This window comes from Azospira oryzae (assembly GCF_004217225.1).
Taxonomy (GTDB): Bacteria; Pseudomonadota; Gammaproteobacteria; order Burkholderiales; family Rhodocyclaceae; genus Azospira; species Azospira oryzae.
This window is the reverse complement of record NZ_SHKM01000002.1, coordinates 684394-707473: the sequence shown is the minus strand read 5'-3', so window position 1 is coordinate 707473 and position 23080 is coordinate 684394. Positions and strand designations below refer to the sequence as shown.

Annotated in this window: 20 protein-coding genes and 1 pseudogene; 5 read left to right on the top strand and 16 right to left on the bottom strand. The window is 67.1% G+C overall.

All coding sequences use genetic code 11. The features are described from left to right. Positions 1 to 38: 38 nt before the first annotated feature. The 7 genes from EV678_RS12340 to EV678_RS12310 form a co-directional block, all read right to left on the bottom strand. Positions 39 to 2411, bottom strand: a complete 2373-nt coding sequence (locus EV678_RS12340) for a hybrid sensor histidine kinase/response regulator (RefSeq protein WP_235832461.1) — start codon at positions 2409 to 2411, stop codon at positions 39 to 41. Then, positions 2345 to 6037: an Hpt domain-containing protein gene (locus EV678_RS12335; protein ID WP_130459724.1), complete on the bottom strand. Its 3693-nt coding sequence runs from the start codon at positions 6035 to 6037 to the stop codon at positions 2345 to 2347. Before EV678_RS12335 ends, EV678_RS12340 begins: the two co-directional genes overlap by 67 nt. Positions 6038 to 6070: 33 nt before the next feature. Next, positions 6071 to 8269 (bottom strand): methyl-accepting chemotaxis protein, encoded by a 2199-nt coding sequence (locus tag EV678_RS12330; protein WP_014235768.1) that lies wholly within the window; start codon positions 8267 to 8269, stop codon positions 6071 to 6073. A gap of 79 nt (positions 8270 to 8348) precedes the next feature. Further along, positions 8349 to 8861 carry a chemotaxis protein CheW gene (locus EV678_RS12325; RefSeq protein WP_014235769.1) on the bottom strand — a complete coding sequence of 171 codons (513 nt, stop codon included), beginning with the start codon at positions 8859 to 8861 and terminating at the stop codon, positions 8349 to 8351. Between the two features lie 14 nt (positions 8862 to 8875). After that, positions 8876 to 9238, bottom strand: a complete 363-nt coding sequence (locus EV678_RS12320; RefSeq protein WP_014235770.1) for a response regulator transcription factor — start codon at positions 9236 to 9238, stop codon at positions 8876 to 8878. A gap of 21 nt (positions 9239 to 9259) precedes the next feature. Further along, positions 9260 to 9622, bottom strand: a complete 363-nt coding sequence (locus EV678_RS12315) for a response regulator (protein WP_172974747.1) — start codon at positions 9620 to 9622, stop codon at positions 9260 to 9262. A gap of 126 nt (positions 9623 to 9748) precedes the next feature. Next, positions 9749 to 9901: a rubredoxin gene (locus tag EV678_RS12310; RefSeq protein ID WP_043797679.1), complete on the bottom strand. Its 153-nt coding sequence runs from the start codon at positions 9899 to 9901 to the stop codon at positions 9749 to 9751. A 139-nt stretch (positions 9902 to 10040) separates the two neighbouring features. Between EV678_RS12310 and thiD the strand changes: the two genes are divergently transcribed. The 4 genes from thiD (at position 10041) to EV678_RS12290 (ending at position 13296) form a co-directional block, all read left to right on the top strand. Next, positions 10041 to 10883, top strand: coding sequence for a bifunctional hydroxymethylpyrimidine kinase/phosphomethylpyrimidine kinase (gene thiD / locus EV678_RS12305; protein ID WP_014235773.1), 843 nt, complete (start codon positions 10041 to 10043; stop codon positions 10881 to 10883). Then, the gene (gene thiE / locus EV678_RS12300; RefSeq protein ID WP_130459723.1) at positions 10876 to 11526 is read left to right on the top strand and encodes a thiamine phosphate synthase; all 651 of its coding nucleotides are present in this window, start codon (positions 10876 to 10878) and stop codon (positions 11524 to 11526) included. The genes thiD and thiE overlap by 8 nt, the downstream gene beginning before the upstream one ends. Beyond that, complete coding sequence (hemL, locus tag EV678_RS12295; RefSeq protein WP_130459722.1) at positions 11513 to 12796, top strand: glutamate-1-semialdehyde 2,1-aminomutase; 1284 nt, start codon at positions 11513 to 11515, stop codon at positions 12794 to 12796. Before thiE ends, hemL begins: the two co-directional genes overlap by 14 nt. A 143-nt stretch (positions 12797 to 12939) precedes the next feature. Next, a complete protein-coding gene (locus EV678_RS12290) occupies positions 12940 to 13296 on the top strand; it encodes a DUF805 domain-containing protein (protein ID WP_130459721.1) in 357 nt (118 codons plus the stop codon). Between the two features lie 71 nt (positions 13297 to 13367). Here EV678_RS12290 and ppk2 read toward each other — a convergent pair whose 3' ends face one another. The 3 genes from ppk2 to EV678_RS12275 form a co-directional block, all read right to left on the bottom strand. After that, positions 13368 to 14567 carry a polyphosphate kinase 2 gene (gene ppk2 / locus EV678_RS12285; RefSeq protein ID WP_014235776.1) on the bottom strand — a complete coding sequence of 400 codons (1200 nt, stop codon included), beginning with the start codon at positions 14565 to 14567 and terminating at the stop codon, positions 13368 to 13370. A 145-nt stretch (positions 14568 to 14712) separates the two neighbouring features. Next, on the bottom strand, positions 14713 to 16215 hold the full coding sequence (locus EV678_RS12280) for a high affinity choline transporter 1 (protein WP_130459720.1): 1503 nt from the start codon (positions 16213 to 16215) through the stop codon (positions 14713 to 14715). A gap of 305 nt (positions 16216 to 16520) precedes the next feature. Further along, a complete protein-coding gene (locus EV678_RS12275) occupies positions 16521 to 16727 on the bottom strand; it encodes a hypothetical protein (protein ID WP_014235778.1) in 207 nt (68 codons plus the stop codon). A 186-nt stretch (positions 16728 to 16913) separates the two neighbouring features. Here EV678_RS12275 and EV678_RS12270 point away from each other — a divergent pair, with 186 nt between their 5' ends. Further along, positions 16914 to 19634, top strand: a complete 2721-nt coding sequence (locus EV678_RS12270; RefSeq protein WP_130459719.1) for a DUF2339 domain-containing protein — start codon at positions 16914 to 16916, stop codon at positions 19632 to 19634. Here the strand turns inward: EV678_RS12270 and EV678_RS16350 are convergent. The 6 genes and pseudogenes from EV678_RS16350 to ubiB all read right to left on the bottom strand — a co-directional run bounded on the left by EV678_RS16350 (position 19627) and on the right by ubiB (position 23018). Then, the gene (locus EV678_RS16350) at positions 19627 to 19842 is read right to left on the bottom strand and encodes a hypothetical protein (protein WP_235832476.1); all 216 of its coding nucleotides are present in this window, start codon (positions 19840 to 19842) and stop codon (positions 19627 to 19629) included. The genes EV678_RS12270 and EV678_RS16350 overlap by 8 nt on opposite strands. Positions 19843 to 19847: 5 nt before the next feature. Beyond that, positions 19848 to 19892 (bottom strand): annotated as a pseudogene (locus tag EV678_RS16605) (hypothetical protein); the annotation flags it as partial. Between the two features lie 107 nt (positions 19893 to 19999). Then, complete coding sequence (locus EV678_RS16485; RefSeq protein ID WP_268907598.1) at positions 20000 to 20152, bottom strand: aldehyde dehydrogenase family protein; 153 nt, start codon at positions 20150 to 20152, stop codon at positions 20000 to 20002. Continuing rightward, the gene (locus tag EV678_RS16095) at positions 20109 to 20363 is read right to left on the bottom strand and encodes a hypothetical protein (RefSeq protein WP_165397493.1); all 255 of its coding nucleotides are present in this window, start codon (positions 20361 to 20363) and stop codon (positions 20109 to 20111) included. The genes EV678_RS16485 and EV678_RS16095 overlap by 44 nt, the downstream gene beginning before the upstream one ends. Positions 20364 to 20563: 200 nt before the next feature. Further along, the gene (locus EV678_RS12255) at positions 20564 to 21442 is read right to left on the bottom strand and encodes an arginase (RefSeq protein WP_014235781.1); all 879 of its coding nucleotides are present in this window, start codon (positions 21440 to 21442) and stop codon (positions 20564 to 20566) included. A gap of 25 nt (positions 21443 to 21467) precedes the next feature. After that, complete coding sequence (gene ubiB / locus EV678_RS12250; protein WP_130459717.1) at positions 21468 to 23018, bottom strand: ubiquinone biosynthesis regulatory protein kinase UbiB; 1551 nt, start codon at positions 23016 to 23018, stop codon at positions 21468 to 21470. Between the last annotated feature and the right edge of the window lie 62 nt (positions 23019 to 23080).

The window sequence follows — 23080 nt, the reverse complement described above, 5'->3', positions numbered from 1 at the left end:
GATCGCTCCGCGCTTTTTCATTTGGGGACCGAGCCGCCTCAGTGCACCCGCTTGCGCTTGGTGTACTCCTGCACCAGGGCCAGCAGCTCGTCTTCCTGGTAGGGCTTGCCCAGGTAGTGGTTCACCCCGATCTCGAAGGCGTAGTTGCGGTGCTTGTCCGCCGTGCGGGAGGTGATCATGATGATGGGCAGGTGCTTCAGGCGCTCGTCCGCCCGCACGTTGCGGGTGAAGTCGAAGCCGTCCATGCGCGGCATCTCGATGTCCACCAGCAGCACGTCGGGCATGGTGTCGATCAGCTGCTCCAGACCATCCACGCCGTCCTTGGCCGTCAGCACGTGGTAACCCTCGCGGGACAGCAGGCGGCTGGTGATCTTGCGCACGGTGAGGGAGTCGTCCACCACCATCACCGTCGGCAGGGTCTGGGCCGGCGTTTCTTCCACCGGCACCGACTCCAGGGGCGCCGCCGGGGTGTGCACCGCCACGCTGGCTTCGCTGCGGGCCGCCAGGGCCACCGGGTTGAGGATCAGCAGCACCTGGCCGTCGCCGAGCACGGTGGCGCCGGCAATGCCGATCACCCGGGCCAGCTGGGGGCCGACGTTCTTGACCACGATTTCCTGGTTGCCGAACAGCTCGTCCACCTGGATCGCCGCCCGCTGGGTGCCGGAGCGCAGCAGCAGCACCCAGGACAGGCGCCGGGCTTCGGGCAGGGCCTGGGGTTCGCCCAGCAGGTGGGGCAGGAAGTGGTAGGGATAGCGGTTGCCCAGCCATTCCACCTGACCGGTCTCGCGGATGCCGGCCAGGACCTGTTCCTTCACTTCCTGGACCTGGGCGATCATGGCCGAGGGAATGGCGTAGCGGCGATTGCCGACGCGCACGATGAGGGCCTGGGTGACAGCCAGGGTCAGGGGCAGGTAGATGCGGAAAGTGAGGCCCTTGCCGGCCACCGACTGCATTTCCAGGCGGCCGCCCAGGTTGGTCACTTCGGTGCGCACCACGTCCATGCCGACGCCGCGGCCGGCGATCTGGGAGACCTCGCCGGCGGTGGAAAAGCCGGGAGCGAAAATCAGGTCGGCCAGGCGGGCGTCGTCCGCCTCCTCGCCGGCAGCCAGCAGCCCCTGGCTCTCGGCCTTGGCGCGGATGCGCTGCAGGTCCAGGCCGGCGCCGTCGTCGGCCATGGTGATGATGATTTCGTTGCCTTCCTGGGCCACCTTCAGTTCGATCTCGCCGATCTCTTCCTTGCCGGCGGCGAGGCGGCCTTCCCGGCTTTCCAGGCCATGGGCGACGGAGTTGCGCAGCATGTGCTCCAGGGGAGCGACCATCTTGTCCAGCACGCCCCGGTCCAGTTCCACCTGACCGCCGACGATTTCCAGGTTGGCCCGCTTGCCCACTTCCTTCGCCGTCTGCCGCACGATGCGATGCAGACGCTCGGTCTGGCTGCTGAAGGGCACCATGCGCACGCTCATCAGGGACTGCTGCAGCTCCCGGTTGAGGCGGGCCTGGGCAATGATGGCGGCGTTGGCTTCGTCCAGGTTCTTCAGCAGGTTCTGCTGCACCGTGGCCACGTCGTTCACCGATTCGGCCATCATCCGGGTCAGTTCCTGGAAGCGGGTGAAGCGGTCGAACTCCAGGGGGTCGAAGCCGGCATGGGCCACTTCGGCCTCGGCGGTGCGGGCCTGGATCTGGGTCTCGGCCTGGATTTCCACCTCCCGCAGCTGGCGCCGCAGGCGGATCACGTTTTCCGTCAGGTCGAGCAGGGAATCCTTGAGGCTGCGCATTTCCCCTTCGATGCGGGCCCGGGCGATGGACAGCTCGCCGGCCTCGTTCACCAGCCGGTCCATCAGGTCGGAGCGCACCCGCAGGGTGGCGCGGGAGGCGGCGGCCGCATCGACCTCCGGCTCGGCCGCTGCAACCTGCACTGTGGCCGGGGCCTCGGCTGCAGGCCGCTCCGGCTGGGCCACCGCGGCAGGCATCTCGGCGGAGGCAGGCGCTGCCTGGGTTTCCGGCATGGCCGGTGCGAGATCGGCTTCCGCCGTCTCCGGCAGGGCCAGCAGTTCCACCGGCAGGGGCGTATCCAGAGTGTCACCGGAAGCCAGGCGCTCGACGATCTGGGCGATGGCGTCGAAGGCGATCTGGATTTCCTCGATCAGGGCCGCTTCCGCCGCCCCGGCCTTGTGGGCCTGCTCGACCCGGGTTTCCAGGGTGTGGGTCAGTTCCCCCAGGTTCATGGCGCCGGCCATGCGGGCCGAACCCTTGAGGGTATGCAGCAGCCGGGCCAGGGCCCGGGCCACGTCGGCATCGTGGGGATCGTCGTGCCACAGGCGCAGCTGCTCGGTGATGCTCTGGGTCAGCTCCTGGGCTTCTTCGAGGAAGATGGGCAGCAGCTGCTCGTCCAGGTCGTCCTTGAGCTGCACCGGCACCGGCGGGGCGGCGGGGGCTGCTGGGCGGCAACGCTGGCCACCATTTCCTCCAGGGAGGAGATGGCCAGGCGGATGATTTCCAGGGCTTCCAGGCTGGCTGGATGGGCCGACTGGTCGCGCCGCAGCAGGGCGTGTTCCAGGGCCCGGCCAAGGCGGTTGATGGCGTCCAGGCCGATGGTGCCAGCGATGCTGCCCAGGGTGTGGGCGGCCCGGGTGAAGGGCTCGGCCGTGGGCATTTCCGGGTCGGTCTCGAGCAGGCCGAACTGGCGCTGCAGGGCTTCCAGGTGGCCCTGGGCCTCTTCCATGAAAATCTGGTAGAGGGTGGAGGAGACCTTCAGGGTCGGCCGCGGCGGCGGTGGCGCTTCTTCGGCCTCCAGCTCGGGCAGGATGTCCTGGGCGGCGGGCGCCGGGGGCGTCAGCTCGATCTCCTGGGCCATATCCGGCACAGTCTCGGACGGAGCCTCGATTTCGCCGTCGAAGGCGATGTCGAGGGCAGGCTCGCTCTCCAGCGACAGCGGCGATGACTCGGGGGCTGCTGCGACGGCGGGCTCGGCCGGCAGTTCCGTCAGGGCGATGGGTTCGTCGGTGGCGGCGACTTCCGGCAGCGGCTCCACCGCGGCAGGCATCTCCAGCTCACCCAGGTCGTCCAGGGGCGGCAGTTCCAGGGTTTCCAGATCGCCGGAGAGCTCGTGTTCTTCGTCCAGCTCCGGGACAGCGGCTTCCAGCACGGCTTCCGGCCGAGCTTCTGCCATGGCTGGCGCCGCCTCCGGGGCGGCCGGCGCGGGGGCCGCATCCCCCAGGTCGAAATCAAAATCCAGGGCGGCGGGCGTCACTTCCTCCAGGGCCGGCAATTCTTCCAGGGCCAGATCCACGTCGGCCGTCGCGGCGACGGGAGCTTCCTCCAGTTCCGGCAGAGTCAGTTCCTCGATCTCCGGCACCGCCTCGAGCGCTGTCGCCGCGTCGGTTTCCTGCACGGCAGGCACCTCGGCCTCCGCCATGAAGTCGCGCATGTCGCTGGCGATCACCGGCATCACTTCCATGGCCGGGGGCGTCAGGTCCACCGAGGCCCCATCCAGGTCCACCTCCAGGCCCAGGTCGGCGAAGGGGGTGCTCTCCTCCAGGGACAGTTCGGGCAGGGCAGAGGCCGGCGCCGCCTCGGCCACCGGTGCCGGCGGGGTTTCGGCCCCGCGCATGGTGTCGGCCTTGGTCACCAGGGCCGCGGGATCGGGGGCACCGCCTTCCCGGGTTTCCAGGTAGCGGACCCAGGCGGAGAAGAGGACATGGGCCTCTTCGATGAGGGCGAACAGTTCCGGGCTGACGTCGTATTCCTGGCGCAGCCACAGGTTGAGTACCTGCTCGATGGCCCAGGCGGTCTCGCCCAGGTCCTTGAGGCCGACCATGCGGCCGCTGCCCTTGAGGGTGTGGAAGCTGCGGCGGATGGTGGTGAGGAAATCGACGTTGTGGGGCTGCTCCCGCAGCAGGCCGATGTGGCTGCCGATGGTGCCGAGCACTTCCTGGGCCTCTTCCAGGAAGATGGAGAGCAGCTCCGCGTCCAGCTCCTCTTCCGAGGCCTGGGTCAGCTTGATGGTTTCGGCGGACGGCGCCGGGGCGGCAGCCACCTGGGGCTTGATCTCGGCCAGGGCCGCATCCAGGGCAGGGGCGGCGGCATCCAGGTGGGGCGCGGCCTCCAGGGCCGACAGGGCTGCCTTTGCCTGCTGTCCCAGGGCCTTGTCGGCCACCAGGTCTGCATCCTTCTGCAGGGACTCCAGATTCTGCTTCAGTTCCTGGCGCAGGTTGGCGTCGGCGGGCTGTTCCTTCAGCGCCTCCATCAGGGCCTGGGTTTCCTTCTTCTGCTTTTCCAGTTCCTGTTCCACCGACGGGGCGGCGGCTTCCACCACCTCTTCGACCTCTTCCTCCTCCCGGTTGCCCTGGGGCCCCAGGCCGCGGGAGAAGGCGGAGAAGTCGGCGCTGCCCTTGGCCAGTTCCCGGGGCAGGGCTTCGACGAAGAAGCCGAGGGCGGAAAGCTGGCTGGCGACGGCCTCGAAATCGGCCTCCACCGGCTCGTAGTCGGGGGCGGAGAAGCGGGCGATGCGGGCGCTGCAATCGGCCAGGGTGGCCACGGCCGCGTCCTGGCCGAGGATGGTGAGGGCGCCGGTGACCTGCTTCAGGGGCATGTCCAGGCCGGCCAGGTCGCCGCGGCGGGAAACGTCGCGGAAGAAGGCGTCCAGCACCTGTTCGATCTGCACCAGGTTGGTCTGGATTTCCTTGGCCACCTGGCTGTTGAGCAGGCGCTCCTGGGCCCGGCGGGACATTTCGTCCAGCCCCGGCACCTCGGCCCCGGTCTCGGCCGGCTGACCGCTGACACAGGCGTGCAGGCGGGCCACCATGACGTCCACCTGGTGGGCGAAATCCTGGCCCAGGTGCTCGAAATTCTCCTGGGCATTGGCCGCCAGCAGAATGCCGGTGGCCAGTTCCATGCCCATCACCTCGCTATGGCGGGCGGGCTTTTCCACCAGCCAGTTGGCGGTGCCCAGCAGGGCTTTGCAGAGGCGGTGGAAGTCGTGCTGGCCCAGCTGCTCCGCGCCTTGGGCCAGATGGCCCACCTGTTCGCGGAAGGTCGGCAGGGCGGAGCCGGTGCCGGCGCAGAACTTGCCCCAGGCCTCCTCGGCGGCGGCGATGTGCTCGCGCAGGCGGCGCAGCACCAGTTCCTGGGCCGGCGTGGCGTGGATCACCCCATCGCCGTCCACGGCGGGCAGCAGGTCGCCCAGGGCGAAGGACTGCTTGAGGCCGCTCACCACGCCATCCTGGCTGTCGGCCACGGCGACGTGATAGAGGGCGTCGCGCATCAGGCGCTCGGCGAAATTGCGGGAGCCTTCGATGAGCCGGCGGATCTGCAGGTCGATGCGGGCGCACAGCTGCTTGATGTCGTTCTCGCCGGTGACGGCGCCCTCGGCCAGGGCGGTGATGAAGCCCTGGGCCACCCACCAGAAGGAGCGGGCGGCGGGCAGATCCTGGGTAGCCTCGATGGCGGTGATGGCATCGCGCATCAGGGCCAGGCCGGCGCGGTCGCCGCGCAGCCAGGCCAGCAGGCCCCGCTGGAAGCGGCTGCGCTCGGCCCGCAGGCGCTTGTTCAACTCGGCCGGCGGCAGGGCGGCAGCCTGGCGCCGGGGCGGACGCACCGCCAGGTCGGGGAAGAAGAGGTCGGTGGGATTGACCCGCTCCAGACCCCGGGCCTGCTGCACGGACTGGTACAGGTCCCACAGGCGCAGGGGCTGGTTGGGCTCACCGTTGAGCAGGTCGTCCAGGTAGTGGCGGATGGCCTGCAGGGAACGCCGCACCAGATCGACGGCGGCATCGTCGGCCGGGAGCTTGCCCGACTCCAGGTCGGCCAGGAAGGCTTCCAGGGCTTCGGTGAACTGGGTCACCCCGTCCAGGCCGACAATGGCCAGGGCACCATGGACCTGGTGCAGATGGGTGCGGCCGAACTTGATCTGGGACAGGTCGCTCCGATCCCCGCCCAGATACTGCTGCAGGGACTGGTCGGCCCGCTCCAGGGCGGCGTCGATCTCGCCCTTCACCCAGGTGAGGGGCCCGACGTCGAATTCGGTGACTGCGCTCATGGGGACCTTGTTTTCTGATTAGCGGAACAACGCTTACGCGACCTTGAAGCCGGCCACCGATCCCTTCAGTTCGGTTGCCAGACCGGCCAGTTCGCCCACGGCCTCGGCCGTCTGCTTGGTACCGGCGGTGGTCTGTTCGGTCACGTTGAGGATGTCCTTCATGGTCTCGGCCACGCCGGCGGCGGACTGGGCCTGCTGCTGGGTGGCGCTGGAGATGTTCTCGATCAGGCTGGCCAGGTTCTGGGACACGGAACCGATCTCGGCCAGGGCCTGACCGGCGGCGTCGGACAGCTTGGCCCCTTCCACCACGCCCTGGGTCGATTCTTCCATGGCGGAAACCGCATCCTGGGTATCGGTCTGAATGGTCTTCACAATGGCCGCAATCTGCTTCGTGGCTTCGGCGGAACGTTCGGCCAGACGCTGCACTTCTTCTGCCACCACCGTGAAGCCGCGGCCGGCCTCGCCGGCGGAGGCGGCCTGAATGGCGGCGTTCAGGGCCAGCACGTTGGTCTGTTCGGTAATGTCGGAAATCAGTTCCACGATTTCGCCGATCTCCTGGGAGCTTTCGCCCAGGCGCTTGATCCGCTTTGCCGTTTCCTGAATCTGTTCGCGAATTTCGTTCATGCCCTTGATGGAATCCTGCACGGCCTGGGCGCCCTTCTCGGCGGCGGACAGGGACTGGCGGGCCACCTGGGCCGACTGGGTGGCCTCGGAGGACACCTGGTTCATGGAACTGGCCATGGTCAGGACGGAGCGGCCGGCTTCCTCAATTTCCTTGGACTGGCGCTCGGCAGCGGCCAGCAGTTCCTCGGAGGTCTTGCGGGCCATTTCGGTGGCCAGGGTCACCCGGTTGGCGGCGTCGTTGATGCGGCCCACCAGCACCCGCAGTTCTTCAATGGTGTAGTTGATGGAGTCGGCAATGGCGCCGGTGATGTCCTCGGACACGGTGGCGGTGACGGTCAGGTCGCCGTCGGCCAGGTCGCCCAGTTCGTTCATCAGGCGCAGGATGGCGTCCTGGTTCTGGCGGTTCAGCTGCTCGGATTCCAGGCGCAGGCGCTCGGCTTCCTCGGCACGGCGGCGGGAATCTTCCAGGTAGATCTTGGCCATCAGCACCAGGGCCCCCAGGGCCACCAGCACCATCACCACCAGGATGACGATGTACAGTGCCCGCTCGGCCAGTTCGGCCTGGTAGGCGTCGGCCAGTTTGTCGGTGGCTGCCAGCAGTTCGTCCGAATCCTTGAAGATGGCGGAACCGGACTGCTTGGCCAGCACCAGGCGCTGCATGTTGCCGAGAATGCCGGACACGGCGTCCTGGTATTCCTTGAAGGCGCCTTCCAGCTCGCCCAGCTTGGTGCGGGTGTCGCCGTCGGAAGCGGCCTTGAGGGTTTCGTTACCCTTGATCAGGCCGTTCAGCAGGTCGCGGAAGGAGTTGGTGTCCTTGCCCAGCAGGAAGGCCACTTCCGGGTCGATGGCGTCGCCCACCAGCAGGGCGGAGGCGTTCTTGGCGATACGCTGGGTCAGCATCACCATCTGGTTGGCCGCGGCGATTTCCCGGGCACCGCCGCCGGATTGCAGCTTGAGGGCGGCAACCTGTTCGGACAGTTCCAGCAGCTGGGGATTCTTGCTGGCGATGATGGCCACGTCCTTACCCAGGTTCACCAGGTTCTTTTCCATTTCCAGCAGGCGGGTGGCGTTCTTGTCGGTCTTTTCCCACTCGCTCATCAGGGCCTGCAACTGGGGCTGCACGCCATCGGGGGAGGGGGGTACCGCCACTTCGGTGATTTCACCGCCCTGGGAGAGGCGTTCCAGCAGGCGAGCAAAGGATTCGCGGGAGGTCTTCAGGTGTTCGAAGGCCACCGGCGTACCTTGCAGGGCCTGGGCCGCATCCTTGGCCAGGCGCTGGGAGAGCATGCGCATTTCACCGGCCGCCGCCACATAGACGGTGCCGTAGGTGGATTCCCGGTTGTCGTGATAAACCAGCCCGGCGATGAACAGCATCACCACCAGCAGCACCGAACCGAGAATCTGCAACTGCTTGACGACCGGATACTGGCCAAGGAAGTCGGTCAGGGCCGCAGCCGGCTCCTTCGGCTTCTTTTCCTTGGCCGGTTTGGCCACCGGAACTTCCATTACCCGGGTGGGGGCGGCGAGGGTTTCCTCGCCCACAGGTGCGGCGGACTTTTTCTGACCCTTGCCGAAAGAAAAGGCGGGTAGCTTAAGTTTGAACGCCATGGTGTTCTCCAGTTCTCAGTGCTTTTGCAACCTAGTGTTGCGGAGCGGTTCGTTTATTGTTGGTTGGGAAAATCCGTGATCAGGCGCCGATCTGCATGAAATCGGGGTCGGCCAGGAGTTCCTTCAGGTTCAGCTTGTGCCAGGTCCGTCCGTCGCCATCCGTGTAGCACTCGCGGCCCCAGACAGGGAGGGAGGCATCCGGCTCGGCAGGCGTCAGGGTTTCCAGGTTCTTCAGCCCCAGGGAACGGTTCACCAGCAGGGCGGCGTTGGAGCCGTAGCGGGTGCCCACCAGCAACAGGCGGACGTTGGCGTTGTAGGGAGTGGGATCGCCGCCAAGGAAGGCGGAAAGGTCGGCCACCGAATAGAGGCTGCCGCGGATGTTGGCGATACCGGCGAACCAGGGCTTGGTCAGGGGCACGGGAGCCAGATGGGGGGAGGGAATGATTTCCCCCGAATCGGACAGGTTGAGCAGCCACAGGCGGCTCCCCGCCTGGACCCCGAGCAGGCCGGCCGCGGCCTGCCCGCGGGCGGCGCTGGACAGGCGTGCCGCCAGGTGTTCCTGGAACTGCCGCAGGCTGATTTTTCTGGCCATGCCGCCCCAGCCTCCTAGAGTGCGGCGATCTTGGCGAGCAGCTCTTCGGCGTTGACCGGTTTCACCAGGTAGTCCTGGGCACCCTGGCGCAGCCCCCAGATCTTGTCCGTTTCCTGGCCCTTGGAGGTGCAGACGATGACCGGAATGTCCTTGGTGTCGTCGTCCCGGGTCAGGGTACGGGTAGCCTGGTAGCCGTTGAGGCCGGGCATCACCACATCCATCAGCACCAGGTCGGGCTTTTCGGCCTTGGCCTTGGCGATGCCGTCCTCACCGTTTTCGGCGGTAACCACCTGGTAACCGTTCTTGGTGAGGATTTCGACCATGAAGTGACGTTCGGTGGGGGAATCGTCCACCACGAGGATTTTCTTGACGGGCATAGGGACTCTCTCGGCTAACGCTTATTGAACCTGCTGGGGCCCGTAGGTGGCCACAGCCTGCAGCAAACTGTCTTTGGTAAAGGGCTTGGTGAGGTACTGGTCGGAACCGACCATACGCCCCCGGGCCCGGTCGAAAAGGCCGTCCTTGGAGGACAGCATGATCACCGGGGTGTTGCGGAAACGGGCGTTTTTCTTGATCAGGGCGCAGGTCTGGTAACCGTCCAGACGGGGCATCATGATGTCGCAGAAGACGATGTCTGGTTGGTGGTCGGCGATCTTGGCCAGGGCATCGAACCCGTCCTCGGCCAGCACCACCTGGCATCCTGCCTGCACCAGGAAGATTTCAGCGCTGCGACGGATGGTATTGCTATCGTCAATCACCATCACTTTCACGCCGCGCTGGGCAGTGGCATCCGGCAAATCAACCTCCCAAGATCTCTCGATTACCCCGGAACCAGCCGGGGCTTCTGGATTTTATGCAGCAATACTAAACCTTCGCCCGGGATTTTCCTAGATTTCCACCATTTCGAAGTCTTCCTTGCGCGCATCGCACTCGGGACAGACCCAGTTCATGGGAATGTCTTGCCAACGGGTACCGGGGGCGATGCCCTCTTCCGGCAGTCCGGCGGCCTCGTCGTAGATGAAACCGCAAATCTGGCACATCCAGGTCCGGTAAGGACCTCCTGGCGGGGTGGATTCAGGCTGGGTCATATCAAAGCTCGGAAGGGGGTTTTAGGCTAGAATCGGGGCCCTTGATCTTACCCAAAGCGCTGCGCCGCCGAAAGGCAGAAAGCGTGCTGCAATGCCACAAAACCCCTCCCCCCAGCTGTCGCCCCCCATTGTCCTCACCTTTGCCGCCTCCGACCCCACCGGCGGCGCCGGCGTCCAGGCGGACATCCTGACCCTGGCCAGCATGGGCTGCCACCCCCTCTCGGTGATCACCGCCATCACCGTCCAGGACACCGCCGGGGTGGATGCGGTCCTGCCCATGGAGCCGGACTGGGTCGAGGACCAGGCCCGCTCCCTGCTGGAGGACATGCCGGTGGCCGCCTTCAAGATCGGCCTCATCGGCAGCGTGGAAAACGTGGCGGCCATTGCCGAGATCGTCTCCGACTATCCCCACATTCCCCTGATCCTGGACCCGGTGCTGGCCTCCGGCCGGGGCGACGAGCTGGCGACGGAGGACCTCATCGCCGCCATGAAGGAACTGCTGCTGCCCCAGACCACCATCCTCACCCCCAACAGTCTGGAGGCCCGCCGCCTGGCCGAGGAGGACGAGGAGGAGCCGGAACTGGAGGAGTGCGCCCGCCGCCTGGTCAGCTACGGCTGCGAATACGTGCTGCTCACGGGCACCCACGAAAACACCGGCCAGGTCATCAACACCCTCTACAACGAGCATGGCATGGTGCGGGCCGACCGCTGGGAGCGGCTGCCCGGCAGCTACCACGGCTCCGGCTGTACCCTGGCCTCCGCCATCGCCGCCAACCTGGCCAACGGCCTGGAACTGGGCGACGCGGTGCGGGACGCTCAGGAGTACACCTGGCAGGCCCTGGCCGCCGGCTTCCGCCCCGGCATGGGCCAGTACATCCCGGACCGCTTCTTCTGGGCCCGGGCGCCGGAAGAGGGCAGAGAGGGCGATGCTTAAGCGCCCCCGCCCCGGCCTTTACGCCGTCACCCCCGACGGCCTGGAGACGCCGCGTCTGCTGATGCTGGCCGAGGCAGCCCTGGCTGCCGGCATTCCCCTGCTGCAGTACCGGGACAAGAGCGGCGACGACGCCCGCCGCCGGGAACAGGCCACCGCCCTGCGGGCCCTGTGCCGCCGCCACGGCACCCGCCTCATCATCAACGACGATGCAGCCCTGGCCCGGGAAGTGGATGCCGACGGCGTCCATCTCGGCGGCGAGGACGGGGACCTGGCCGCCGCCCGCGCCCTGCTGGGTCCCGACAAGCTCATCGGCACCTCCTGCTACGCCGATTTCGCCCGGACCCAGGCCGCCGCCGCGGCCGGCGTCAATTACGTCGCCTTCGGCGCCATGTACGCTTCCCCGACCAAGCCCCAGGCGCCCCGGGCGCCTTTCAACCTGGTCACCCGGGCCCGCCAGGAGTTGCCTGGCGTACAGGTCGCCGCCATCGGCGGCATCACCCTGGACAACGCCGCCCCGGTCATCGCCGCCGGCGCCCAGTTCATCGCCGTCATCACCGATTTGTTCGAGGCCCCGGACGTGACCGCCCGGGCCGCCGCCTATCAACGTCTTTTTGCAGAAAGTGCTGCCCATGAGCTCTCGTAACCAGCAACTCTTCGATGCCGCCCAACGCCACATTCCCGGCGGCGTGAATTCCCCCGTGCGGGCCTTCCGCTCCGTCGGCGGCGCCCCCCGCTTCTTCACCCGCGGCGAAGGCCCCCGGGTGTGGGACGCGGAAGGCAAGAGCTACCTGGATTACGTCGGTTCCTGGGGCCCCCTGATCCTGGGCCACACCCACGCCCCCACGGTCAAGGCCGTGCAGGAGGCCGCCGCCCTGGGCCTGTCCTTCGGCGCCCCCACCGAGGCCGAGATCGAGATCGCCGACCTGCTCTGCGACATCCTGCCCTCCCTGGACATGGTGCGCCTTGTCTCCTCCGGCACCGAAGCCACCATGAGCGCCATCCGCCTGGCCCGGGGCCATACCGGCCGGGACCTGCTGGTGAAGTTCGAGGGCTGCTACCACGGCCATTCCGACAGCCTGCTGGTGAAGGCCGGTTCCGGCCTGCTGACCTTCGGCAATCCCTCCTCCGGCGGCGTCCCCGCCGACGTGGCCAAGCACACCCTGGTGCTCGAATACAACAATGCCGAACAACTGGCCGAAGCCTTTGCCAAGCAGGGCAGCGAAATCGCCGCCGTCATCGTCGAGCCGGTGGCCGGCAACATGAACCTGATCGCGCCCAAGCCCGAGTTCATGCAGGCCATGCGCGAGCTGTGCAGCAAGCACGGCGCCGTGCTCATCTTCGACGAGGTCATGACCGGCTTCCGCGTCGGCCCCCAGTGCGCCCAGGGCCTCTTCGGCATCACCCCGGACCTCACCACCCTGGGCAAGGTCATCGGCGGTGGCATGCCGGTGGCGGCCTTCGGCGGCAAGCGGGAAATCATGGAAAAGATCGCCCCCCTGGGCCCGGTGTATCAGGCCGGCACCCTCTCCGGCAACCCGGTGGCCGTGGCCGCCGGCCTGGTGACCCTGAAGGCCACCCGGGCCCCTGGCTTCTACGACAGCCTGGCCGCCCGCACCAAGCAGCTCACCGACGGCCTCACCGCCGCCGCCAAGAAGCACGGCGTCACCTTCTGCGCCCAGAGCGTGGGCGGCATGTTCGGCCTGTACTTCAGCGCCACCCCGCCCACCTCCTTCGCCGAGGTGATGCAGTGCGACAAGGAGGCCTTCAACCGCTTCTTCCACGCCATGCTGGAGGCCGGCCACTACCTGGCGCCTTCCGCCTTTGAAGCCGGCTTCGTCTCCGCCGCCCACACGGAAGCCGACATCGCCGCCACCATCGCCGCAGCCGAGGCCATTTTCGCCAAGGGCGTCTAAGTCCACACCCGGCCCATCGTTTTCAGCGTCGGCCTGAAACCCAGATGGGCCGGACACTTTGGCTACACCCGTTTGACATATTTCTGTTAGCTCCTTACTCTCGCCGGGCAGCTTCATCCGGAATTAATGTCTAAGGAGTCAGCATGAACTGGTATCTGGCAGTACTGAAAAAATATGCCGTATTCAACGGTCGGGCACGGCGCAAGGAATACTGGATGTTCTGCCTGTTCAACCTGATCATCGGGTTCATCCTGGGCTTCGTCGAAGGCCTCGCCCATGAAGGCTTTGGCATTCTGGGGGCTGTATACGGCCTGTTGGTGTTCCTGCCCGGCCTCGGCGTCGCCATCCGGCGCCTGCACGATACGGGTCGCTCGGGGTGGTGGCTATTGCTGGGTCTAGTCCCCCTTCTGGGTATGATTGTTCTGCTGATCTTCATGCTAATAGACAGCGATCCGGCAGAAAATGAATATGGCCCCAATCCCAAGTTACAGATAGCCTAGGCCTGCCTGTTCCCGGCATAAAAAAAAGCCCGCTCAAACGAGCGGGCTTTTTCTTTGCCGGATGCCGGCGCTTACAGAATCGCCGTGCCTTCGTGTTCGCCCCGTTCGTACACCACGTTGGCCCGGCCCACCAGCAGGGGGTCCAGGGGGCCGATGCGCTCCACGTCCTTATTCTTGTAGGGCAGCTTGTGCAGGATGTAGCGCATGGCGTTGAGCCGCGCCCGCTTCTTGCAGTCGGACTTGACCACGGTCCACGGGGAGTCGGCCGTGTCGGTGTAGAAGAACATGGCCTCCTTGGCCTTGGTGTAGTCCTCCCATTTGTCCAGGGAGGCCAGGTCGATGGGGGAGAGCTTCCACTGCTTCAGGGGATGGGTTTCCCGCTCCTTGAAACGGCGGCGCTGTTCGGCCCGGCTGACGGAGAACCAGAACTTGATCAGGTGGATGCCGCTGCGGGCCAGGTTGCGCTCGAACTCGGGGCACTGGCGCATGAACTCGGCGTACTCGTCCTGGTCGCAGAAGCCCATGACCCGTTCCACCCCGGCCCGGTTGTACCAGGAGCGGTCGAACATGACGATCTCTCCGGCGGTGGGCAGGTGCTGGATGTAGCGCTGGAAATACCACTGGCCCCGTTCCACTTCCGAGGGCTTTTCCAGGGCCACCACCCTGGCGCCCCGGGGATTCAGGTGCTCGGTGAAACGCTTGATGGCGCCCCCCTTGCCGGCCGCGTCCCGGCCTTCGAAGAGGATCACCACCCGCTGCCCGGTTTCCTTGACCCAGGCCTGGAGCTTCAGCAGTTCCACCTGCAGGCGGTACTTCTGCTTCTCGTAGTTCTTGCGGGTCATCAGGTTCTTGTAGGGATAACCGCCGGTACGCCACTCGTCGGAGAGCTGGTCGTCCGGGCTCACCGGCAGCTTGTCCGCCGGCACCTCGTCCTTGAACAGGGTGTCCCGCAGCATCTTCACGTCGTCGGGGGAAGCGCCGGCGACAATGGCTTCCAGGGTCTTGGCCACGGACTTGAGGTCGGTGCCCTGGGTACGGCTGAGGATGTCGCGCATGGCGACGACCTTGGAATTCTGGGCGGCGGCCACGGCCTGGCCGACTTCGAAACTCTCTACGCCGGCAGGGCTGTGGGCCGGGGCCACGTCGCCGCTCTTCACCGGGCGGGCGCGGCTGGGGCGGGGCTTGGCCACCACCTTGGTGGCGGCCTTGGGGGCGGTGTTGCCGAGGGCGGCGGACTTGCGGGTTGCGGGCTTGCTGACCTTTGTCACCATGTATTTATTCTCCGGGTCATGGGCTGGAATCGGGGCGCCGGGCCAACCTCCTTGGCCCGGCGGGCGAAGGAACATTGTGCGCCTATTTCAGCCCGGCCGGTGTGACCCATTAGGCATGGCAACCGTGCCATGCCGCAGTCGGCCGTCAGCGGCCGTCGTGATGGTGGGGGTGTTCGCCCAGGTGATGGGTCAGGCCGGCAGCATGATGCTCGTGGCCGAAGGGCACCGGAGTCGGCTGGCCCACCACGCGGGGCAGCAGGGAACCGGCCACCATGGCCACGCCGGCGACAAGGAAGCCCAGCACCTGGGGCGGCCAGGTGGCGTCTTCCGGCCCCAGCACTTCCATGAGGATCCAGGTGAAGAAGCCGGAGAAGATGGCGAACAGGGCGCCCTGGGTGTTGGCCCTCTTCCAGTAGAGGCCGGCGAAAAGGGGAATGAAGGCGGTGACCAGGGTGATCTTGTAGGCGTTCTCCACCATGTGGAAGATGCTCTCGTTGGAATTGAGGGCGAACAGCAGCACAGTGCCGGCGAAGCAGACGATCACCGTGCGCATGGCCAGGAGGAAGGTGCGGTCCGGCATGCGCGGGAAGAAGCCGCGCAGGATGTTCTCGGAGAAGGCCACGGAGGGCGCCAGCAGGGTGGCCGAGGAGCAGCTCATGATGGCCGAGAGCAGGGCGCCGAAGAACACCACCTGGGCGAACACCGGCGTGTGCTGCAGGATCAGGGTGGGCAGCACCAGCTGGGAATCCTGTTCCAGCAGGTCGCCGAACATGGCCGGGTCGATCAGGGTGGCGGCGTAGGCCAGGAACATGGGCACGAAGGCGAAGGCGAAGTAGAGGCTGCCGCCCAGCACCGAGCCGCGGATGGCGGTCTTCTCGTTCCTGGCCGAGGTGATGCGCTGGAACACGTCCTGCTGCGGAATGGAGCCCAGCATCATGGTCATCCAGGCGCCGATGAAGGGCACCCACACCTCGAGCCCGCCCTTGGGGAAGAAGTCCAGCTTGCCCGCCGCCGCCGCGTGGCCGACCACGGCGCCGACGCCGCCGGTGAGGCCGGAGATGACGTAGCCGATGTAGAGCATGCCGCCCATGATCACGGTGATCTGCACGAAGTCCAGGATGGCCACGGAGAACATGCCGCCGAAAGTGGTGTAGGTCAGCACGATGAGGGCACCCAGGATCATGCCCGCCTCCTGGGACACGGCGCCGCCGGTGACGACGAAGAAGACCAGACCCAGGGCCTTGATCTGGGCCGAGACCCAACCCAGGTAGGAGACCACGACGCAAAGAGTGGTGAGCACCTCGACGGTGCGGTTGTAGCGCAGCCGGTAGTAGTCGCCGATGGTCAGCAGGTTCATCCGGTACAGCTTGCTGGCGAAGAAGAGGCCGGCCAGGATGAGACAGAGGGAGGCGCCGAAGGGGTCGGCGACGACACCGCCCAGACCTTCCTTGACGAAGGTGGCGGAGACCCCGAGCACGGCCTCGGCGCCGAACCAGGTGGCGAAGACCGTGGCGGTGACCACCGGCAGGGGCAGGCTGCGGCCGGCGACGGCGAAATCCTTGGCGCTATGGACCCGGGTGGCAGCGAACAGGCCGATGCCGATGGAGACCAGGAGATAGAGGATGACGAAGGCCAGGAGCGTGGTCATGTCAGAAACCCGGGCAGGAAGTCAGAAAAAGGGGATTGGAAAAAGCGGGCAAGAGTATAGCCGGATTCCCCTTTAAAAGACTGACGAAAAGCAGCCAAATCAAGCGATTGGCACCATTCCGGCGATAACTGTATCGGAACGGGGGAACAGCCATAGCCCTGCTCTGGGCCGAACCATAACCCAGGACTTCTTGGTCACCCGCTACCTTGGCGCTGACGCCGCTAGCGGAGCGGATCAGGCACAGCCACGGGACAAGGCCACCAGCCTCATCCCGGCTGGCACTCGCTGACCAGGGACAAACTGGTTTAGCCGGCGAGCAGGATGCGGTAGTTCACTCCTTCGCGAACTTGCCGCCCCAGCTGCAGCGACACCCCCAGTTCACACCGGTACGTACCGCTGGCCAGGGAAAATTCAAGCTGGGTAGCGGCTGGCGGGAGCGCCAGGGGAATTACGCCGCAGGCCGTCACCACAAGGATCGTGGCGACCAGGCTCCACAACGATTTTCGGCTCATTCGTACCACCTCCCGGATTGCAGGAAGTCCTTTCATTGTAGGTCGCCCCCATGGACCGGCCGATCCATCCGCTTCAGCAGGCAGGCACCTGTAGCGGCAGCGAGACAATACCATCGGAATATCCCTATACTCGCGGGACAGCTTGGCGGCCTCCAAACGGCGGCCGGAACGAGGAAAGGACGCATCATGTGGTTACTGGGAGCAGTCATCGGCCTGATCATCGGCAGCCCCCTGGGCAGCTTCGGCAGCCTGGCCGGCGCCCTCGCGGGCGGCCTCATCGGCCACTGGCTGGGACGCCAGGGAAACAAGCGGGAGCCGGCAGTCGGCCCGGACTTCCGGCAGCGCCTGCAGCTGCTGGAAAACCAGGTCCAAGCCTTGCGCCGGGAGGTGGAGGTGCTCAAGGGCACCGCGACCGCCTCTACCGCCGTAGCTGAGAGCAGTTGGGAAACACCTGCCCCGACCTCCCCCGTCCCCCAAGCGGTGCAAGCTCCGCCCGTGGCAATGCCGCCCCAACCAGCCCCCCTCGCCGACAGCCCGCCTCCAGCAGCCCGCCCCGTAACGGGCCAGCCCTTTACCCTGGAGCCACCGGACTGGGCCCGGCGGCTGTGGGCCATCAATCCCCTGGCCAAGATCGGCATCGTCCTGCTCTTCTTCGGCATCGCCTCGGGCCTGCGCCTGGCAGTGGATTACGGCCTGTTGCCAGTGCCCCTGCGTCTCCTTATCGCAGCCGCCAGCGGCATCGCCATGATCGCCTTCGGCTGGAACCGAGCCGGGGAGGAAAAACATCGCACCTTCGGCCAGGCCCTCCAGGGTGGCGGCTTCGCCCTGCTCTATCTGGTCGCCTATTTCATGCTGCAGCGCTACACCATGATCGGCCAAGGACCGGCCTTCGCGCTCTTCGCCCTGCTGGGCATCGCCTGCGTCTTCCTGGCGGCGCGCCAGGATGCCCCAGTCCTGGCCGTACTTGGCCTTTCCGGCGCCTTCCTGGCCCCGATACTGGCCGGCGGTCAGGCCGACAGCCCCCTGCCCCTGTTCGCCTATTTCACCCTGCTCAATGTCTTCATCCTGGCAGTGGACTGGTTCCGGGCCTGGCGGGTGCTCAATATCGCCGGCTTCTTCTTCACCCTGGCGGTGGGCATGGCCTGGGCCATGGACGGCTACCAGCCCCGGCACTACCTGCTAACCCAGGCTTTCCTCGTCCTCTTCCTCTCCGTCTATTCGGCCATGCCGGTGGCCACTGCCCTGCTGCGGGCGCCCGGCCTGGCTGCCTGGCGCGATGGCATCCTGCTTTTCGGCACCCCCTTGGCCGGCACTTTCCTGCAGGCCCGGCTGATGGAGGGCGAGCGCTACGGCCTGGCCTGGAGCACCCTCATCGCCGCTCTTTGGTATTTTGGCCTGTGGGCCCTGCTTTTCCGACGTCGGGAACCGGCCAACCTGCTGGTGGAGCGCAGTCATCTGGGCATCGCCGTGGTCTTCCTCACCATCGCCATCCCCCTGGCCTTCGACGCCCAGGTGACCTCCGCCTTCTGGGCGGCGGAAGGGGCGGCGGTGCTGTGGTTCGGGGTGCGGCAGGAACGCAAGTTGGCCCAGGTCAGCGGCTTCCTCATGCAACTGGCGGCCGGCCTGTCCCTGCTGCTGGGCTGGGCAGCGCTCGGCCACCGCCTGCCGGTGGCGAACGACGCGATGCTCGGTGCCCTCATCCTGGTCCTGGCCGGCCTCTTTTCCGCCCGCCAGCTGCGCTCCCGGGCCTCCTCGGCGGCGCTACTGCCTTTCTTGCCCTGGGCCTGGGCCATGCTGTGGTGGTTGGGCCCGGGCCTGGACGAAATCTACCGTTTTGCCCCTGACAGCCTGCATGCTCCCTACGCCCTACTCTTCATTACCGCCACGGTGCTCCTCCAGGAAGGCCTGATCAGCCTCTGGCGCTGGCCCCAACTGCGGCCCGCCGCCGTGCTGCTACTGGTTGGGTTGGTGGTGGCGGCGCTGGCAGGCATCGGCCGCCACGGCCATCCCCTGGCCGGCTTCATGGCTTTGGTGCTGCCCCTGGCCCTGGCTGTCCATTACGTACTCCTGGCCCGCCACGAGCGCCAGGGCGAGACAGGCCTGGCCGCCATCCGCCATCTGGGCGCCTGGTGGCTGCTGCTCTTCGCCCTGGCCTGGGAATTGGCCTGGCAGGCCCGGCACCTGATGCCGGCACCGACCCTGTGGTCCTTTGTCGCCGTGGTCTTGGTACTCGCCGCCGGGCTGGCCCTGCCGGTCCTGGGACAGCAGCGACAGCGCTGGCCATTCACGGCGGCAGGGGCCGGCTACATCCCCTACGGCGTGCTGCCGCCCCTGTTCGGCCTGCTCCTGCTGCTGCCCTGGGGCAATCTGCGCCTGAGTGGCCTTGATGGCCTCGGCTGGCCCTACCTGCCCCTGCTCAATATTTTCGACGCGGGGCAACTCGCCGCCCTGGGCGCCCTCGTGCTTCTAGGCCGCCAGCTCGCTGCCGCCGTCGCCCCCCTGCTGCGGGTTCTCACGGCCCTGCTGGCCTTTCTCTGGCTCTCGGCCCTGGCTGCACGTATTGCCCATCACTGGGGCGGGATTCCTTTCAATTTCCCGACGCTGATGCATGCCACCCTCTTCCAGGCCCTGCTCACCCTGTTCTGGAGCACCACCGCCATTGCCACCATGATCCACGCTTCCCACCGGGAACTGCGCCACCGCTGGTTCGGCGGCATGCTCCTGCTGGGCCTGGTGGGAGCCAAGCTGCTGCTGTTCGACACCATGGGCAGGGGCACCCTTACCTGGACTGCCACCCTCATCGGCGTCGCCCTGCTGGTACTGGCTGCCGGCTACTTCGCGCCCCTGCCGCCGAAGGCAGCGGCAGACGGCCCTCTGGAGTCGGACACCCTGCCTGGAATTACCTAGCCGGCCATCTGCCCGGCAGTTCGAAGCGGATGCCCTGAGCCGGGGACAGCTGGTTACCGTAGTTGATGGCCAGGGCCTGGCTCATTTCCGCTTCGTCCGGCAGCAGCAGGGTGAATACGCCCTGGGCGCCGTGGTTGCGGCACACCTCATCCACCACACCTTCTGGATGACGATGGCGGTGAGGGGCGCCTTGGGCGACGGCTTCCACACCACCGTATCGCCGCAGACGGCAGTGATAAAGGCATTCCAGGCCCACACCGGAGCGGGAAAGTTGAAGGCAGTGATCACCACTATCGGGCCCGAGGTTGCCAGCGCTCCAACAGGTGATGGAGGGGCCGCTCCAAGGGCAGGCTGAGGCCGTGGAACTAACGGAAGAGACCGACGACGTAGTCGGCGATGTCGATCATTTCCCGGATTTCCACTTCCGCCTCACTGCAGATTTTGCCCACCTCGATGGCCAGCAGGGTGGCCAAGTCAGCCTTCCTTTCCCGCAGGGCGGTGGCCAGGTCCCGGATCACCAAGCCCCGACGGAACGCCGGCACTTGGCGCCAGTGCAGGAAGCGTCGGCCGGGTTGAGTTCGCTGAGGCCAAGGCGGTGGCCACCGACAGGGGCAGGCTGCGGCCGGCGACGGCGAAATCCTTGGCGCTATGGACCCGGGTGGCAGCGAACAGGCCGATGCCGATGGAGACCAGGAGATAGAGGATGACGAAGGCCAGGAGCGTGGTCATGGAGTAAAGCCCCGGGGCAGCGGCTGGGCGGAAATTGAAAAACGCGCAAGTTTAGCCACATTTTTGCACCGCGCCGGCAGGATTTAGGGCAAGCAAATCAGTGCCTTGGCGCACCATTTTGGACCGCCTGCGGGCAGACCCCGGGAAAGGCCGTCACCGCTGCCCTGCAGCCGGGCTGGAACGCCCGTCCGGCGGCCCTCTCAGGCCCCGTGCCGGCGGGGGAAGACGGCACCGATGAGCCGGGCCAGCAGGGCTGCCGTGCGCCCGCCCGCATCCCGGTCCGGGTTGAACTCCATCACCTCCAGGGCCAGCAGGGCCGGGTCCCCGGCCAGGCCGGCCAGGGCCGGCATCAGTTCGGTCTGGGACAGCCCCGCCGGTTCCGGGCTGCCCACCCCCGGCGCTTCCCGGGGATCGAAGACGTCCAGGTCCAGGCTGACACCGTAGCCTCCGGGCGCCTGTCGCACCCGGGCCAGGGCTTCGCCGAAGACTGCCGGCAGGCCCCGCTGCCGCACCTCGTCAATGGTGAACACGCGCACCCCGAGGCGGTCGAGGAACTCCCGCTCCTCCGGCTCGTAGCTGCGCACCCCGATGAGGGCCACATGCCCGGGCAGCAGCTTGGGCCCGGGGCCGCCCACGGTCACCAGGCGCCGGTCGCCCTGGCCCAGCAGGCAGGCCAGGGGCATGCCGTGGAGGGCGCCGGAATGGGTGCTTTCGGGGGTGTGGCTGTCCAGATGGGCGTCGAGCCAGAGCAGGCCGACGGGCGCCGGGCTGGCGGCGCGGACGCCGCTCCAGGTGCCGATGGCGCAGGAGTGGTCGCCGCCCAGCACCACCGGGGTCTCGCCCCGCTCCCGGGCCTGGCGCACTGCCTCGGCCAGGCGCTGGCAGAGGTCGGCCACCTCGGCCACGCGGCCGCCCAGGGCCTGGCGCGGAAAGAGGGTTTCGCCCCAGCTGAGATCGGGGCGGCGTTGCAGGTCATCGAAGGCGTGGGCCCGGTGCAGGGCGGTGGGGCCGGCGTGGCAGCCCGGGTCCTGGGCGCCGACGCCGCTGGCGGCACCGATGAGGCGGAGGGTGCGGTGCATGGCGGCGCAGGCGGCGGGCCCGGACTCAGCCCAGGCTGCGGAAGATTTCCAGGGCGAAGATGCCGGCGGCCAGCAGCAGGGCCAGGCGCAGCCAGCGCTCGTGGCGGGCCTGGGTGGCCTGGATGGCGGCCAGGGCCGCCTGGGTGGCGACGCCGGTTTCCGGCGCCCGGGCCTGGGCGGCCAGGGCCTGCTGGGCCAGGCGGGGAATCTGGGGCAGGCTGCGGGCCCAGTAGGGCGCCTCGTTCTTCAGGTTGCGCACGAAACCGCGCCAGCCCATCTGGCTTTCCATCCACTTCTCGAGGAAGGGCTTGGCGGTCTTCCACAGGTCCAGGTCCGGGTCCAGCTGGCGGCCCAGGCCTTCGATGTTGAGCAGGGTCTTCTGCAGCATCACCAGCTGGGGCTGGATTTCCACATTGAAGCGGCGGCTGGTCTGGAACAGGCGCAAGAGCAGCTTGCCGAAGGAAATGTCCTTCAGGGGGCGGTCGAAGATGGGCTCGCAGACGGCGCGGATGGCCGCTTCCAGCTCGTCCACCCGGGTGTCGGCGGGGGCCCAGCCGGATTCGATGTGGGCCTCGGCCACCCGCTTGTAGTCGCGGCGGAAGAAGGCCAGGAAGTTCTGGGCCAGGTAGTTCTTGTCGTTGTCGTTCAGCGTGGCGACGATGCCGAAATCCAGGGCGATGTAGCGGCCGTCGGCATGGACGAAGATGTTGCCCGGGTGCATGTCGGCGTGGAAGAAGCCGTCGCGGAAGACCTGGGTGAAGAATATCTCCACCCCGGCCCGGGACAGGGCCTTCAAGTCGGTGCCCTGGGCCTGCAGGCGCTGGGTCTGGCTGATGGGGATGCCGTGCATGCGCTCCATGACCATCACCGAGGGGGTGCAGTAGTCCCAATGCACCTCGGGCACCAGCAGCAGGGGGGAATTCTCGAAATTGCGGCGCAGCTGGGAGCAGTTGGCCGCTTCCCGCATCAGGTCCAGCTCGTCGTAGAGGTGCTTGGCGAACTCGGCCACCACCTCCCGGGGCTTCAGGCGCTTGCCGTCGGCCCACAGCTTTTCGGTAAGGCCGGCCAGGGTGTCCATGAGGGCCAGGTCGTGGCCGATAACCGGCTTCATGCCGGGGCGCAGCACCTTCACCGCCACCTCGCGGCCGTCGTGCAGGCGGGCGAAATGGACCTGGGCGACGGAGGCGGAGGCCACCGGGGTCGGGTCGAACTCGGCGAAGATTTCCGCCAGGGGCTTGCCGTAGGCTGCTTCCACCTGGGCGATGGCCTGTTCCGAGGGGAAGGGCGGCACCTGGTCCTGCAGCTTGGCCAGTTCCTCCGCCAGGTCCGGCGGCAACAGGTCGCGGCGGGTGGACAGCACCTGGCCGAATTTGACGAAGATGGGGCCCAGGGCTTCCAGGGCCAGGCGCAGGCGCTCGGCCTCGGAGCGGCGGTCCAGGTCGCGCCAGAAGAAGAGGGCGCGGGAAAGCCGGGAGAGGCCCCGGGCACGGCCGGTGGGCTCGTGTTCCAGCACCATCTGGTCGAGGCCGTAACGGATGGCGACGGTGGCGATCTTGGCGAGGCGCAGCAGGCGCATGGTCAGTCGGGAAGAGGCGGGGGAGGGAGCCGCCGAGAATACCAGAATCCAGACCGGCCCGC